Raw genomic sequence first — 15,917 nt, forward strand, 5'->3', positions numbered from 1 at the left:
CACTTCGCCGGAGAAGCAGGAATGTCCGGCACCCTCCGAGTGGGAGGGTGCCGGACTGCGATGCGATGCCAAGCGGCGCGGTCGGGCTGAGGACGGCTGCGACGGCTGCGACGGCTGCGACGGCTGCGACGGCTGCGACGAGATCGTGCGGGGCGCTGGCCGCGCATGAAGCCGCCCACAGACACGGTGCGCCGAGCCTGGGCTCGGACCACGCCTGCCGCCCGACCGGTCCCCCTTCGTGAGGTGCGAGGTGAACGTCGGATCTGTCGCTGCCGCCTGGGGCTGGTCAATGTCGCGGAACCATCCGTGTGCGCCGCTCCACCGGGCCGCTCTCGGTTCAGTTCTCAGCCCGCGTCGCTGTCGTCGGCGATGAGCCGGTCCAGTTTCTCGGCGAACCAAAGTGAGACGGCGCTGGTGACCACCGTTCCCAGCCCGGGCACCGGCTCCACGGCGAGGTTGCCCAGCGCCTCGGCGACGGTTCCCGCCGCTGAACCGCCCACGACGGCGGCGCCCATGACGACCGCGCTCCGCAAACTGACAATGTTACCCATGACGTCCTCCAGGACCAGTAGGCGATCTCAGCTTCACGACGCCGGTCACGACGGTGACCGGATTCCGAAGCACTCCGAAGCGGCCCGAGGACGCCCAGGTCACGGGGCTGAAGGGCCGGTTCACCGAAGCGCGCCCGAACACACCAGGTCACTCGGGGCTGCGGCTTCGTCCATGGTCTGGGCGTTCCTCGGGCCACGGAGCCCCACTGTCGGGACACTCTTGGCAGGGAGATGGCATGTTCTGCCGGACATGCCAGCCAGATGACGGTGATGGGGGCTGGAATGGCAGCAGACGCCGAGGCTATTGCTGGTGAGATCCGTTCCTTGCGCAAGGGACGTGGCGTCAACGCCGCCGACCTCGCGCACCGACTGGGGCCGCACCTGCGGGAACTGGCGGTGACCTCACCCGCGACGGACACAGTCGACCGGCATGCCCTGGTGGCACAGCTCGGCAGTTGCGCCACCGGCCTGACGGCGGACCTCCGCATCGCGGTCGCGGCGAGTCTAGGGCTGTCCGCCGAGACCAAGCAGATGCCCTACTTCGGCGACCGGATCGCCTGGCTGGCGACGTGGTTGAACAGGGAGTACCGAACCGCGTTGCGCCGCGTGGACACCGCTGAACGCCTGCTGGCCGAGGAGATCGCCCGAGAGCTCGCACGGCGGCGCGGTCGGGCGACCGCGGAGGCCGGCGACTGGTACCTGGAAGAACTGCGCACCGTAGTCCGGGTTGACGTCCCGGGCATGGAGGCCCTCGAGCACCGGCGCATCGTCGCGGTCCGGGACGGCCTCAGAGAAGTCATGGCCTGGCTCGACGTCCCCAGCGCGGTGCCAGGGGGCCGAGCGGCCCTGTCGGGTGAAGTTCTCTATGGCGGCCGTCTGGTCCGGCGAGAGCAACCGTCACCCGGGCGATTCCAGTTCATGGTCCGACTGCCCGCCGCCCTCGCCGCGGGAGAGGCTCACGAGTACGCAATGGTGTTACGAGTGCCGGCGGACCAGCCGTTCCGGCCGCACTACATCTTCACCCCGGAGTGCCGGTGCGACGCCTTCGACCTGAGGGTGCGTTTCGACACCGACCGCCCACCCCGGTGGGTGCGTTCCGTGCGCGACGAGACGGTGCGCACATTCGACGCCGTACGGTCCCCCGTCGACACCCTCGACCTCGACGAGGCCGGCGAGGTACATCTGCGGTTTCGCCGACCGGCGCGCTATCTGGGGCACGGCATCCAGTGGCAGCCGTGACGGCGATACCGGACGACAGCCCGGCGATGAGCGGCCCTCGTCACTTCGCGCCGAGGACATGGCGGTAGCCGGAACGCATCACCTACCGAGTCGGTCAGGACTCGCTAAGCTGGTTCCGGCACCGCTTCACTGGTGCGGTACTGGTGCGACGGGAGCTCACCGGCCGAGCGACTGGACATGCTCCCGTTGTCACCAGGAAGTCGTTCACCAGCATGACTCACAGAGCGAATGCGATGCGCCGCGGGATCAGCGAACCGAGCGAACACCCATGAGGCTCCATACTGGGCGTACCACCTCCTCTCCCTGCCCACGGCGCCTGTGCACTGATGTCACGTGGGGGCGCCGTTCGGGCAGTAGGCCGTCTTCTCGTCGGCCACGAGATCTATCCAAATGCCGGATTCCGCGGTCGCTCTCGCTCAGCGAAGCGCAGCGAACGGATTTTTCTGCAGCGCCCCTGAAGTGCTCGAATGCCCTGTGCTGGAGCTGTTCCGGGCGAATTACGGCGAAGAACGAAACGCTCTTCGGACGGCCGGCGAGGTGCGCCGCAGGCGGTTGGAGGCACCGTGGGTAGCCAGCGCGGTGAGCCGGAACTGCCGCCCGGCCCGGCGCGTGATCTCGTCGACCTGTACCGCGCTCTGCCCGCGCGCTCCCGGATGAGCAATGCCGCCATCGCGAAGGCGGCCGGCCTGTCCGCCGGTTACGTCAGTGAGGTGTTACGCGGTCTCAAGGCTCCGAGCCCGGACGCCGCGGAGCGCATCGCCTCGGCTCTGCGCGCATCGGCCGACACACTCGGCACGGCTCGTGTGCATGCGGAGAAGCTGGCTGAACTCCGCAGGTATCAGCGCCGGACGGCGCGTGCGGCTCCCCCGCCCCCGGTCCCGTCGGACGGTTCGGCGGCGGACTCCGCCGTAACATCCCTCCCTCCGGCGCCAGCGCCCGAGAAGGGCATCGACCTGGTCACGAAGACACCACGCTTCCTGACCGAAGCCTTTCCGCTGCGGACCCCCGATGTGAGAACCCTGCTGGGACAGGGGCCCAGCGAACTCCTGGCGGCGGGGAGCCGGGTGGTTCCGTTCGTCGGACGCGTCACGGAACTCTCGGCACTCTCGCAGTGGCGGGATCGGCCAGGCCGATTGGCCGTCATGCTGGTGCACGCCGCCGGTGGAGCGGGCAAGACACGGCTGGCAGCGCGGTTCGCCGAAGAGAGCGCCTCGGCGGGCTGGGCCGTCGCCCAGGCCCGGCATTTCACGGACCCCCGCCCGTCCTCCTCCTCCACTTCCGCGCGGTCGGCCGTCGGCCGACCGCGCGGACTGCTCGTGGTGGTCGACTACGCCGAACGCTGGCCGCGCCTCGATCTGGAGCGGCTCCTGCAGGACCGTCTGATGCAACAGGACGTACCGACACGCCTGTTGCTTCTGGCCAGACCAGCGGGCTACTGGTGGAAGACGCTGGCCAACCCGCTGCGGAAACTCGGCGCCGTCGCCGAGAGGATGCCGTTGGGCGCCCTGGCCGAGACTCCGGCGCAGCGCAAGGTGGTCTTCGATGGAGCCCGGGACCGCTTCGCCGAACTGCTCGAAGCCACAGCCTTCTCAGGGCTGCGCCCGCCAGGATCTCTGGCCGACGACGCCTACGATCTGGTCCTTACCCTGCACATGGCCGCCCTGGTCGCCGTCGACGCGCATGTGCGCGGAACAGCGCCGCCCAGCGATCCGGGCGGACTCTCCGGCTATCTGCTCGAACGTGAATACGACCACTGGCAGACTTTGAAGGACATCGGCCGGATCTCCGTGTCGACGGCCACGATGGGGCGGCTCACCGCGGTCGCCACGCTGACGCGGGCGCTGCCCACCGCCTCGGCCGTCCAGACGCTCATCTCGGTCGGGCTCGCCGCGAACCCGGTCGAGGCTCAGCACCTGCTGGACGATCACGCGGTCTGCTATCCGCCCACTGCGGCAGGCACAGTACTCGAGCCACTCCTCCCCGACCGACTGGGGGAGGACTTCCTGGCCGATCTGCTGCCAGACCTGCACGAGGCCGCCGAACGTCACGGCGACGCGTGGGCCGCCGATCTCCCCGGAAAGCTGCTCGCACCCGCCGGCGACGATCCGGAACCGGCGTCGCATGCCTCCGCTGTGCTGACCGTCCTGGTGGAGACGGGACGGCGATCGGAGCACGTACGGCGTGACCACGTCTTTCCGCTGCTGCGGCGCAGTCCCCGTCTCGCTCTCGAGACGGACGGAGCCACCCTGGTCACGTTGGCCGGATATGCGGACGTCGAGGTCCTGCAGGCCCTGTCGGCAGCTCTTCCGGACGGCAGGAACGTCGACCTCGACGGCGGGATCGCGGCCTTCACCCGCCGCCTCACCGACTTCGCCCTGGCCTCGGAACCGGACGCCGCCGCACGCGCGGACCTCCAGGACACCCTGGCGGAGAGGATGAGCAACGCCGGCCTGTTCGAGGAAGCGCTGGCCGCCAGCGTCGACGCCATCAAGACCCGCCGCCTGCTGGCGGCCGACAGTCCCGGAACGCATCAACCCTCGCTCGGCTACTCGCTGGGCAACGCCGGCATCGATCTGTGGAACCTGGGCAGGCACGAGGAAGCCTGCGTGGCGGTGCGTGAGTCCGTGAAGATCTTCCAAGGCCTGGCCGCCGCGGATCCCGCCGCGTGGGAGGACGACCACGCCGCCCAACTGAGCAATCTGGCCGGGACCCTGCTGGGGCTGAGACGGTACGAAGAGGCGTTGCCGCCGGCCCGGCAGGCTACCGAGGTCTATCAGCGGCTGAGTGCAGCCAGGCCGGGCAAGTACGAGGTGGAACTGGGCACGTGCTGGCGGAACGCCGCGGTGATCCTGAGTGGGCTCCGACGCCACACGGGCGCTCTTGAGGCCGCGACGGAGGCCGTGACGGTCTACCGTCGCCTCGCCTCGGCCAAGCCTGCCGCTCATGATCCCGACCTGGCGGAGGCCCTCAGAAGCCTGGGCAACAGGCTCTCCAACGAGAGTCGCCCCAAGGAAGCCCTCGCGGTCACCAAAGAGGCCGTGCAGATCTTCGAGCGGTTGAGCGCGGCCAACCCGAACGCCTTCGCCGTGTCCCTCGCCCGAGCCCTGATCAACCTGGGCAAGCGGCACAGCAATCTCGGGGATCACGCACAGTCGTTGGAGGCCCGTGAGCGCGCCGCCCAGATTCTGGAAGAACTGAGCGAGGTAGATCCCGAGGCTCACGAGCCGATGCTCGCCTCCGTCCTCAACGGCGTCGCCGCGGAGCTTCAGCATCTTGGCCGCCCCAGGGAGGCGCGCCAAACCCTCGGGGAATCCCTCACGCTCTATCTACGCCTGAACGCCGCTGATCCGGCCCGCTACGCCGAGACGCTCGGAGTCGTGCAAGCGCGTCTCGCCGACCTCGATCGTCACGATCCCGCGCCCTGATCTGGAGTCGCCGCCGCACCCTCCCGCTTTTTGGGGCACTCGCACCGTAAGCGTCCAAGGACGTGCCGATGGCCTCGTGGAAGAACAACTCATGGCCGGCGCCAACGCCGTCTCGGCCGCAACCGTCTGCTGCTGGGTCTTGGAACTCCTCGCCCTGCTCGCTGCCCGGGCCCCGCGTCTGGCCTGCTCAGCCTCGCGCTGTGCGACGAGAAGGGAAACCTGATCCGGCTCTCCCGCGAGGCCGGCCTCGACGACCTGGCCGACCTCGGCCGTCGGCCTCGACGACGTTCACCCGACGGCGATCACTCAATGGACACCGTCGCCATGCCCGTTGTGCGTGGGCGGCGCGCTCTCGGATGGGACACTCGCCCCTTTGAAAGAGGTGCGCTGCGAGCGATGCGACAACATCATCGGCCTGGGATGCGCCTGCCCTCCTGATGGCAGCGTGCCCAAAGCACACCTGGAGGAAAGGCATGTCCGACAGGAGTGGCGGCGGTTCCCCGGCAACGCCATCTTGATCAAACAGAACGGTAAGGCCCACGTTCCTGGCGCCTGCGATCACATGACGAAAGACGAGGTCCGGCCCCCGAAGTGGGGGTGGATTCTTGATCCGTCCCCCGGGAAACGGGATCGCACCAGCGAGGGCAGCCCAGCCGTCGCCACTGGGGGAAACGCGCAACTGCGGGCAACGAGCCGGTGCATGACGTGCACGGGGACCCTAGGCACCTGGTGAACTGCAGCGTTGCCGCTCCGCGCTGTCGGCACGAAGGCCATCAGCCGCTGCAAGGGACCCGGTCCGGCTTCGAGGGCTCCGGTTCGGCGGCGAGGGTGCGCTCAGCAGGCGTGGAGGCTCTTCTGGCCGTGCCGGCCACTTCGGCCAGCACGTCTCCGGCCATGGCCATGGACGTCTTGCGGGCGCTATGAACTGCATGCCGGCCTCGAACAGCGCGTCAGGGGCGGCGAGTTGACAGCGACACTGGCCGCGGCGATCCGCTCTCCGATGGACGGGGACCGCGAACGTCTGGCCCGCAGGCTGCGGAAGAGGGCCGTGCCGCTGACGGCCTGCTCGACGGCAGCGCGGTCGGCCAACTGCCCGGTGACGACCGTGAGGTGTGAGTGGGTGAGGGCGAGCTTGGCCGGGGTGCGGACCAGTGCGGTGACCTGGTGACCGTCGTCCAGTAGTTGCTGGACGACCAGACGGCCGATGGCGCCGGTCGCGCCGGTCGCGCCGGTCGCGCCGGTCGCGCCGGTCGCGCCGAAGACGGTGACACGCATCGGGGTTCCTCGCGGTGGCGGTCAGATGAGGGCAGACGTGAGGGTCAGAAGCTGTACGGGTCGAGGCGTCCCCAGGCCACCGCCACAGCACGGATCAGCAGGACCGAGTGGAAGCCGACGGCGCCGGATTCCTTGCGGCGGACCTGGGGTGACCACGGCCGCCACCATCATCACGATCAGACCGGTGGCGGCCGGCGGCGTCAGCACGGGGCGATGTCGGTGGCCGCGGGCAGGATCAGCCCCAAGGCCGCGGCGAAGTCCACGATGCCGATGAAACAGGCGATGCCCAGCGAGAAGTCGGCCGTTCAGCGCGGCTGGCCGGCCAGCTTCTCCTTGGGCTGCGTGGACTTCATGACGCCGACCCTGGCGAACATGGCCGCCGGCACGGCCTGGACTGTCGGCCGGCCGGTCAGGCGTTGAAGACGGCCTCGGGGCGGTCGCGGTTTTCGTGCAGGTCCCAGTACAGAGGGGCGATTTCGTCGGCCGTGGCCGTCGGGAAGCCCTCCGGGCCGCCGTCGCCGATCCATACGTTGATGGCCACGTGGGCGGCGTGCACCCCGCTGCCGGCCAGCTCCTTGTTCAGGTTGATGACCCAGTTGCGCAGGGCCGCGCCGGCGGCGTTGACGTTGCCGAGCATGGGGACGGGATCGACCGAACCGCCGCCGCTGGTGAACAGCAGGGTGCCGGCGCCCGCCTCGCGCATCGCGGGCAGTACCGAGTGCGCGGCGGCGACGGCACCGTAGAAGACGTACTCGATCTGCGGTTGCAGATGGTCGACCGTGGCCTCGGAGGGGGCGACCAGGGTGAAGCCGGGGACCTGGACGTGCGCGGCCGGCGAGTACTCCAGTACGTCGATGCCGCCGAAGCGGGTCTTCACGGCGTCCAGGGCGGCGTTCAGGGAGGGCCGGTCCATGACGTCGGCGGTGAACGCCTCCGCGGTGATGCCTTCCTGGCCGAGCCGGCCGACCAGCGTCTGAAGCTTCTCCTTGGTGCGGGAGATGAGGGCGACGTCGAAGCCGCGGGCGCCGAAGGTGCGGGCGATGGCCAGGCCCATACCGGGGCCGGCGCCGATGATGGCGATGGTGGGCACGGTGTTTTCGCTTCCGTTGGATGTGTGTCAGGAGCAGGAGACGGTGATCTTGCCCGGGGTGCCGGATTCGAGCGCGACAGCACGCATGACAACACCCTTTCCAAGACAAGTGGGCCAGGCGTCCCACTTTCACCGCCATCACCGTACAGCAGAAAGCGGTCCACCCGTTCCACTTGGCTAGGATGGGGGCATGACCTCGCCACCTTCCGACCAGACGCCGACGCCGCAGCCCGGCACGGGACTGCGCGCCGACGCCGAACTCAACCGCTGCCGCATCCTGGCCGCCGCCCGCCGCCTCTTCGCCACCGAGGGACTCGGCGTCTCCATGGCCTCCGTCGCCCGCGAGGCAGGCGTCGGCAAGGCCACGCTCGGCCGACGCTTCGCCAGCCGGGAGGAACTCGTCAACGCGGTCTTCGCCGACCGCATGGACGCCTACGCCGAGGCCGCCGCCGAGGCACTCGCCGACCCCGACCCCTGGCACGGCTTCACCGGCTACCTCCACGCCATCTGCGCCATGCAGGCCGCCGACCGCGGCTTCGCCGACGTCCTGACCATGACCTTCCCCGCCGCCAAAGCGCTGGAGGCCCGCCGCGCCGAGGCGTACGACCGGCTGCTCGAACTCATCACGCGCGCCAAGAACACCGGGCACCTGCGCGAGGACTTCACCCACCAGGACATCGTCATCCTGCTCATCGCCAACGCGGGAGTCGTCACCGCCACCGGCGACGCCGCCCCCGACACCTGGCGCCGCCTCGTCGGCCACATGATCCGTTCCTATGCCACGCCCGGCGCACCGATCCCTCCACTGCCCGAAGCGCCGGCCCCCACCGCCCTCCACCGCGCCATGGTCCGCCTCTCACAAACCGGCCCGGACACCGACGTCGAGCCGTGACACGCATGCGCACTGCGGCGGACAGCTGCCGACAACGGGGGGAGCGCCGCTGGTCGATCGCGGCCATGTGCTGTTGCGAGCCGGACGGGCGTCTGGCTGATCCACCGGCCGCGCTGCCACCGCAAGCGCAAGGGCAGAGCACGCGACACCTCCGCCTGGAACGGCCACCGCGATCTGCTCGTCCGCACCCGTCGGCGCCGGCCTGTCCGCCATCCATACGGCGGACGGGACGACGTCACGCAGGGGCGCCGAGCGGCGGGTGTTCGAGCACGCGGGGCTTGTACTCGACCAGCTGGATGCGGCCGTCGAAGGTACGGTGCTCGATCATCTCGAGGGCAACGTCCGGGTATCCGTCGTAGATGCGTTCTTCGCCCGTGGCCCCGGTGATCACCGGGAACATCACGACCCGGAAGCGGTCGACGAGCCCGGCTCGCAGCAGGGACCGGCACAGGCTGAGGCTGCCGATCGTGCTGAGGAACCCCGAGCCACTCGACTTCATGGCGCGGACCGCCTCAACGGCGTCGTCGCGGATGAGCGTGGAGTTCGCCCACGTCAGGGGCTCCTCGAGGGAGGAGGAGAACACCATCTTGGACGCTTGCGTGAGCTCGTCGACGGACGCCTCTTCTTCGGGCCTGAACTCGTCCTGGCCCTTCGGGACCTCGCCTGCGGCGAAGCCGGACATCAGGCGGTAGGTGTTCGCTCCCATCAGGTAGGTGGCCTCGGGCTGCTCGCCGAGCCATGCGAGGTACTCCGGGCCCTCGAGGCCCCAGAAGCCGGGCCACCCCTCTCCCGATGCGTAGCCGTCGAGGGAGGTGATGAAGTCGACGAGAAGCTCCGACATGGCGGTGTCCTTTCCTGAGGTGTCACAAGCCTGGACCGGCCGGGAGCCACAAACTCATCGGCCGCGCTGTGGAGCAACGCGAAAACTCACGCCCACCAGGGAGCACCCTGCGCGCGCGGGGGTTCCTCCGCGTCGAAGCGGTTCCTGACCGGGCTCTCAGCGGTTCCTGACCGGCCTGCTCTTGCGGTCTCCGCTGCGCGGGGTCTGTCCTGAACCCTCATTGCGGTGACACCAGGACTGCGAGTCGAGGGCGCGGGATCGTGCACGTCGGCGCTCGCGGTGCCGCCACGATCCGCCTGCGCGTTCGGCGCGGTGATGTTGAGGGCAGGCTGCGCGGCCGAGTCGATCTGGCCGGGGGCGGAGTTCTACTGGTCGGCGGGCATGGCTGCCCTCACTTCCGCGGCACCCGAACGGAACTTCTGGGCCGCTCCCGTGCCGGCATCCTCCGGGCCACCATCACCGGAGCCACCACCGGCGAGGCCGCCCGGCACGCCGGAGTCTCCGCCGCAACGGCCACTCACCCGGTCTCGTGCCAGGGCTCGCCGCGCTGTAGCCGGGGCAGGCGGCGGATGTCGAGCAGGTGCACTGTCTGCCAGACACAGCACCACGCACCCTCCACACGCACCCGCCCACGGGCCCCAGCGGTCAGGCGTGGGAGAGGGCGAAGGAAACGAGGAAGCCGCTCACCGTGATCAGGCCGATGGCCAGGTGAGCGTCCTCGAACGCCTCGGGGATCATCGTGTCCGCGATCATGGCGAGGATCGCCCCGGCCGCCACGGCGGTCACCGCAGCGATCACCGCGGGAGAGAAGGAACCGACCACGGTGTAACCGAAGAGTGCCGCCACCGTGCTGGCCGCGGCGATCGCAGCCCAGACACCGAAGACATACCCCCGGCCACGGCCGGCCTTCTTCATACCCGCCGAACTGGACAGCCCCTCAGGGACGTTGCTGATGAACACCGCAGCCACGGTCACCAGACTCACCGCCCCGCCGTCCAGCAGACTCACGCCGATGACCGCCGACTCCGGCACCCCGTCGAGCAGAGCGCCGAGCGCGAGCGCCATCCCGGATCCGCCCTGCTCGGCCTCCGAGGGCTGCGCCTCGGCCCGCTCGTGACCGGAGCGCTTGCGGTGGCGCGCACCCCGGCGGGCCAGCCATACATTGCCCCCGGTGTAGGCCAGGGCGCCGATCAGGGTGCCGACGACCGCGGGAGCAAGCCCCGCCTGCTCGTACGCCTCCCCGACCAGTTCGAAGGAGACCGCTGAGATCAACACCCCGGCCCCGAAGGCCATCACGGTCGCGATCACCTTCTGCGGCACCCGCAGCCCGTAACCCAACGCGGCACCGAGCAACAGTGCCGAACCCGCCACCAACCCCCACAGTCCAGCCTCCACCACTTCAACCATGCCGCCCCGTCTACCCGCTATGGATGGGGATCAACGGGCAACCGGCGCGGCCGTACGCCTCCTTCGCCGCCTGGCGGGACGACGGGACCGACCAGGTCATCCATGAACTCCTGCGCTGCCAAGTCCGTGAGTCTTGGAACGCCATGCACCGCGGAACCGTCTTCGCATCCGGGAGATCCGCACGGTCGGACGTCTCCTCGCTGTCCGACGCCGACGCCGACGCCGCGCAGCCGTCCCGCTCAGTGGGCCGGGTCAGTGGGCCGACTCACTGGGCCGGCTCACCTCGGTGAGGATTGCGCCGAATAGGCCGAAAACATAGCGTGAGCGTCTTGTTGTCCGAGTAATGCAGTGTGGAAGGTGTCGCGGGTGGGACGACGCGAGAAGCCGGTTGATCCCGAGGCCGGCCCCGTCCAGCGGCTTGCGCATGAACTGCGTGTCCTGAGGGAGAAGGCCGGGAAACCGCCGTACAGGGAGATGGGCGGGCGGGCAGGCTACTCCACGACCGCGCTGTCCCAGGCGGCCGCCGGGGACCAGTTGCCGTCCCTGGCGGTGGTGCGGGCGTACGCCGAGGCGCTGGACGCGGACCCGGACGAATGGGAGCGGCGCTGGCGGGAGACGGAAGCCGAGGTCCGGGCGCCCGCGCCGGACGAGCGGCCGCCCTACCGGGGGCTGGCCCGTTTCGAAGCGGATGACAGCAGCCTGTTCTTCGGCCGGGAGGCGCTGGTCGCCGAGCTGATGGACCTGGTGCGCGAGCACCGGTGCGCGGCGGTGTTCGGGCCGTCCGGCAGCGGTAAGTCGTCGTTGTTGCGGGCGGGGTTGATCCCGAGGTTGCGGCAGGCGGCGGGGGTCGAGCGACCGGCGGTGGTGCGTGTGCTCACGCCGGGCGAGCGACCCGCTCTCACGCACGAGAAGGCGTTCGTTCCCCGGGACGGTGACGGGGACACCTGGGTGATCGTCGATCAGTTCGAGGAACTGTTCACCCTCTGCCACGACCGGGCGGAACGCGACCGGTTCCTCGAGCTGCTGCTCGCCGCCCGGGATCCGGAGAGCCGGCTGCGGGTGGTGATCGCGGTCCGTGGCGACTTCTACGGCCACTGCGCGGACCACCGTGAGCTGGCCGAGACGGTCTCCCGGGCCAATCTGCTGGTCGGGCCGATGAGCCGGGACGAGCTGCGCGAGGCGATCACCGGCCCCGCCACGTCCGTCGGTCTGAACGTGGAGCGGGCGCTCACCGCCGCGGTCGTCGACGAGGTCGTCGACCGGCCGGGCGCCCTGCCCATGCTGTCCCACGCCTTGCTGGAGACCTGGCGCCGCCGCCGAGGCCGGTTGCTGACGCTGGCGGCGTACGAGGAGACGGGCGGTGTACGGGGCGCGATCGCGGCCACCGCCGAGGAGGCGTACGGCGGGCTGTCGGCGGATCAGGGCCGTATCGCCCGGCGCGTCCTCCTCCGGCTGATCGCCCCTGGTGACGGGGCGGCCGACACCCGTCGTCCGGCGTCCCGGGCCGAGCTGGGCCCTGGGGTCCGGGACGTACTGGAACACCTCGTCGTCGCCCGTCTGGTCACGTCGGACGGCGACACGGTGGAACTCGCGCACGAGGCACTGATCACCGGCTGGCCGCGACTGGCCGGCTGGATCGAGGAGGGCCGGGACCGGATGCGCGCACAACGCCTGCTCGGTGAGGCGGCACGTGGCTGGAACGAGCTGAAGCGCGACCCCGGGGCCCTGTACCGGGGCAGTCGGCTGACCCGCGCCGAAGAGCTGTTCGCCTCATACGGCTCGTCCGGGGAGGATGACCTCACCCCGCCGGAACGGGCCTTTCTCACCGCTTCCCTGGCGGCCCGCGACGCCGAGCGCAAGGCCGGGGCCCGCACCGCACGGCGCACGCGCTCCCTCGCCGTCGGGCTGTCCGTGGTCCTCGTGCTGGCGCTGGCCGCGGGACTGGTCGCCTGGCAGCGCGACCGGGTGAGCGAGGCGGAGGCCGCCAAGGCCGCCGCCCGCCGGCTGGCCACGGTCGCCGACAGCCTGCGCGCCACCGACCCGCGCACCGCCGCCCTGCTCGGCGTGGCCGCCTGGAGGATCGCCCCGCTCACGGAGTCGCGTTCGGCGCTGCTGGGCGCCCTGGTACAGCCGGAACGCGATGCCCTGACCGACGGCACCACAGGCAAGAACGTCCAGCGCTACCTCACCGATGGCGGCCGGACCCTGCTCAGCGTCGACGGCACCGCGGTGACCGTGCGGAACGTGGCCGATCACAAGGTGACCGCCACCTACCACCTGCCGGGCGGCACGGAGGCGGGCGGCATCGGTCCCGGCTCCCGCCACCTCGACATCATCGGGCCGGACGGGGGCGAAAGGCTGTGGAACCTCGCTGAGGGCCGCTCCGTGGCCGAGCTGGACGGCGTGGCGGTGCTGGGCAGTGCGTCCGACGGGCACGCGTACCTCACCGGGTCACCGAGCGGCCCCGGGACGGTGACCCTGCACCGCACGGGCGACGGCAAGGTCCTCTTCTCCACCCGTGTCACGCGCGCACTCTCCACGTCGGCCGTCGGTCCGGGTGGTCGACTCCTCGCCCTGTGTCCCGCCGACGGGCCGCTCCAGCTCTGGGACACGGTCGGCGGCAAGCTGCTGCCGGGCGCCTGGGAGAAGGCGGACAAGACCGTGTGCGGTACCGGCTCCGGCGCGGACAGCGGCGCCCACCTGCTGCGCTTCAGCGGGAACGGTGAGCGGCTGGTCGCGGTCCACGGCACGGCGGCCCGGGTGTGGGACGTGCGCCGCGGGAGCGTGGCCGCCGACTTCGGCAGTGGCGGACTCACTGGCTTCTCGCAGGCCGACCTCTCCGCCGACGGGCAGTTCCTGGCGACGGCGGACGACGAGGAACTGGCCGTGTGGCGGCTGGCCACCGGCGGCACCCAGGTCTTCCACCGGCCGCTGTCGGGGGCCGAGCCGACCTGGCTGACCTGGGATCCGGGCAGGGAGCGTCTCCTGCGCTACCTCGACGGAGCCACCGTCCACACCCTCGACCTGACCGACCGGCTCACCCCGCGCTGGCAGGTCACTCCGACCGACGCGAGCGCGCTCAGCCCGGACGGCAGCGCCCTGGCCACCGTCACCCACTCCCCCGACGGCGACTCCCGCTTCGAGCTGCGGGACACCCGCACCGGCGCACTGCGTGCCCACGCGGCACTCGGTCCGATGCCGGCCGTCTCCTCCGACCGGACCCTGGTGCCGGCCTTCAGCCCCGACGGCCGCACGCTGGCCGTCGCCGACAGCGCGTCCGTGGGCGACTCGCTCCGCCTGCGCTTCACCGTGTGGGATGTGCGGGCACACCGGATCCGTACGGTTTTCGAGACCTCCGGGGCGGCCGACCGGCCGGTCACCGCCCTCGCCCTGGCTCCCGGCGGCCGCACCCTGCTGGCCGTCCGCCCCACCACGGGCGGCAGCTACGCGGCAGAGGTCTGGGACACCGCTGAACGGCGGCAGTCCAGGACCGTGCGCGGTCTGGCCGGCGGAGTGCTGGCCATGCGTCCGGACGGACGTCTGCTCGTGAGCTCCGACGACCAGTACGCCGAACCGGAGTCGGGCAGGGCCACCGGCCGTGCCCTCGCCAACGGCCGCCAGGCCACGGCGCTGACGTTCAGCCCGGACGGCACCCGGCTCGCCGTCGGCGACTCCACCGGGCACGTCACCCTCTGGGACGGCGACCTCCGCCGGCGTACGGGCGCGCTCACCGGCACCTCGGACACCTCCTCCTCGAGCACACCGGAAGCGGTGGGTGCCCTCGCCTTCTCCTCCGACGGCACCACCCTGGCCGTCGGAGGCACCAGCGGCACCCTGCGCCTGTGGGACACCGCCGGCCAGCAACTCCTCGGCACGGACCTGCCCACACCCGGCGACGAGATCCACTCCCTCGCGTTCGCCCCCGACAACGGCGTGCTCCACGCCGGCAGTCCACACGTACCGCTCCAGCGTCTGGCCGTCTCCCCGGACCGGGCCGTCCGTTCCGTCTGTGCCCGCAGCGGTGGCGGACTGACCAGGGAGCAGTGGCGGTCCTACGTCCCCGACGCGCCCTACCGGCAGATCTGCGGCACGGACTGACAGGGAGCCACGAACGGCGGGGAAGCCATCGGCGGATTTTTCAGGGTGACTCCGCGGGTCGCTGAAAAATACCTCTGACCTGCACGATCCATGACCAGAACAACCGCGACGTCCCGTCGGCGACGTCCCGCGAGTCCCTCTCAGTCAGGTTCTGGTCCCATGCGTACTCACACTCTTCTCCCCTCCCTCCTGCTGCTCGGCGCTCTCAGCGTCACGACGGCCTGCTCGTCCGGACAGGACGGGGCCGCCGGGCCCTCGGACTCGGCCTCCGCCGGCGCGCGCCCCGGGTCCTCCGCCACGACCTCACCGGCACGCGGCGTCGTCGATCCCTCGCGGATCAAGGGGCTGCGGATCGTCAGCGACAACAGCGAGCAGCACTCCTGCCCGTTCGCGACGAGCTACCCGGACGTGCCCGGTGCCGAGGCGATGACGGCCACGATGAAGAAGGACGTGGAGCAGCGTCTGGCCACCTTCCGCGCCGGGGCGTGCGAGGGCGACGCGGAGGGCCGGGAGCTGAACATCAGCCACCGCTTCCTCGTCGCCTCCGGCGACGTCCTCGGCGTCCGGCTCACCACGGTGGACCAGAGCGGAGCCGGGTCCGGACTGAGTGCCGGGACGTACTGGTACGACGGCAGGGACCGCGTGTCCCGCACGGCGCTGGACCTGGTCGCCGAGGGCTCCCGGGACGACTTCCTCACCGCCCTGAGGAGTCGGCTCGAGGGACGCGAGGGCATCGATGCCGCCGTCCTCGACACCGCGTTCGCCGGCCCGGCCTCCCGCGCCGCCGTCCTCGACGACATGGTCTTCACCGCCGACGGGGGATTGCGGGTGGCCTTCGACCGCGGCGACGTGGGCGCCCCGGCCGGCGGGGACCACGTGATGACGCTCTCCCGGGAGACCGTCACCCCCTGGCTGTCCGCCTTCGGCCAGCGTGCCCGGCGGCAGACCCTGGCACCCAGCCACTCTCTCGAACTGGGGGCGTCGAGCACCCCCACCGCGGCCGCCCCCACCCACACCGCCTCCGGCGACGACGACACCGACTGCAAGCAGGTCCGGTGCGTCGCCCTGACCTTCGACGACGGACCGGCGGCGCCGGAGA

At 70.8% G+C, this 15,917-nt stretch carries 11 protein-coding genes; 6 read left to right on the forward strand and 5 right to left on the reverse strand.

The annotated features are described in order from the left end of the window. Positions 1 to 344: 344 nt before the first annotated feature. Positions 345 to 551 carry a hypothetical protein gene (locus ACZ52C_RS36565; protein WP_469078832.1) on the reverse strand — a complete coding sequence of 69 codons (207 nt, stop codon included), beginning with the start codon at positions 549 to 551 and terminating at the stop codon, positions 345 to 347. Positions 552 to 833: 282 nt separating this feature from the next. On the opposite strand from ACZ52C_RS36565, the gene ACZ52C_RS36570 reads away from it, so the two are divergent. Beyond that, positions 834 to 1,790 carry a hypothetical protein gene (locus tag ACZ52C_RS36570; protein ID WP_469078833.1) on the forward strand — a complete coding sequence of 319 codons (957 nt, stop codon included), beginning with the start codon at positions 834 to 836 and terminating at the stop codon, positions 1,788 to 1,790. A 563-nt stretch (positions 1,791 to 2,353) separates the two neighbouring features. Beyond that, entirely contained in the window at positions 2,354 to 5,215 is a 2,862-nt protein-coding gene (locus ACZ52C_RS36575) for a tetratricopeptide repeat protein (RefSeq protein WP_469078834.1), read from the forward strand. A gap of 918 nt (positions 5,216 to 6,133) precedes the next feature. On the opposite strand, the gene ACZ52C_RS36580 is transcribed toward ACZ52C_RS36575, so the two are convergent. After that, positions 6,134 to 6,490, reverse strand: coding sequence for an NAD(P)H-binding protein (locus ACZ52C_RS36580; protein WP_469078835.1), 357 nt, complete (start codon positions 6,488 to 6,490; stop codon positions 6,134 to 6,136). Positions 6,491 to 6,703: 213 nt separating this feature from the next. Between ACZ52C_RS36580 and ACZ52C_RS36585 the strand changes: the two genes are divergently transcribed. Next, complete coding sequence (locus tag ACZ52C_RS36585; protein ID WP_469078836.1) at positions 6,704 to 6,910, forward strand: hypothetical protein; 207 nt, start codon at positions 6,704 to 6,706, stop codon at positions 6,908 to 6,910. Here ACZ52C_RS36585 and ACZ52C_RS36590 read toward each other — a convergent pair. After that, positions 6,900 to 7,580, reverse strand: a complete 681-nt coding sequence (locus ACZ52C_RS36590; protein WP_469078837.1) for an SDR family NAD(P)-dependent oxidoreductase — start codon at positions 7,578 to 7,580, stop codon at positions 6,900 to 6,902. The genes ACZ52C_RS36585 and ACZ52C_RS36590 overlap by 11 nt on opposite strands. A gap of 190 nt (positions 7,581 to 7,770) precedes the next feature. On the opposite strand from ACZ52C_RS36590, the gene ACZ52C_RS36595 reads away from it, so the two are divergent. Beyond that, a complete protein-coding gene (locus tag ACZ52C_RS36595) occupies positions 7,771 to 8,472 on the forward strand; it encodes a TetR/AcrR family transcriptional regulator (RefSeq protein WP_469078838.1) in 702 nt (233 codons plus the stop codon). A 235-nt stretch (positions 8,473 to 8,707) separates the two neighbouring features. Here ACZ52C_RS36595 and ACZ52C_RS36600 read toward each other — a convergent pair whose 3' ends face one another. After that, a complete protein-coding gene (locus ACZ52C_RS36600; protein WP_469078839.1) occupies positions 8,708 to 9,313 on the reverse strand; it encodes a dihydrofolate reductase family protein in 606 nt (201 codons plus the stop codon). 645 nt (positions 9,314 to 9,958) lie between these two features. Beyond that, positions 9,959 to 10,720 (reverse strand): ZIP family metal transporter, encoded by a 762-nt coding sequence (locus ACZ52C_RS36605; protein ID WP_469078840.1) that lies wholly within the window; start codon positions 10,718 to 10,720, stop codon positions 9,959 to 9,961. Between the two features lie 366 nt (positions 10,721 to 11,086). On the opposite strand from ACZ52C_RS36605, the gene ACZ52C_RS36610 reads away from it, so the two are divergent. After that, a complete protein-coding gene (locus ACZ52C_RS36610; protein WP_469078841.1) occupies positions 11,087 to 14,818 on the forward strand; it encodes an nSTAND1 domain-containing NTPase in 3,732 nt (1,243 codons plus the stop codon). A gap of 159 nt (positions 14,819 to 14,977) precedes the next feature. Further along, on the forward strand, positions 14,978 to 15,917 hold a 940-nt coding region (locus tag ACZ52C_RS36615; RefSeq protein WP_469078842.1), incomplete at its 3' end, for a hypothetical protein.

Source organism: Streptomyces sp. NPDC034049, assembly GCF_055575575.1.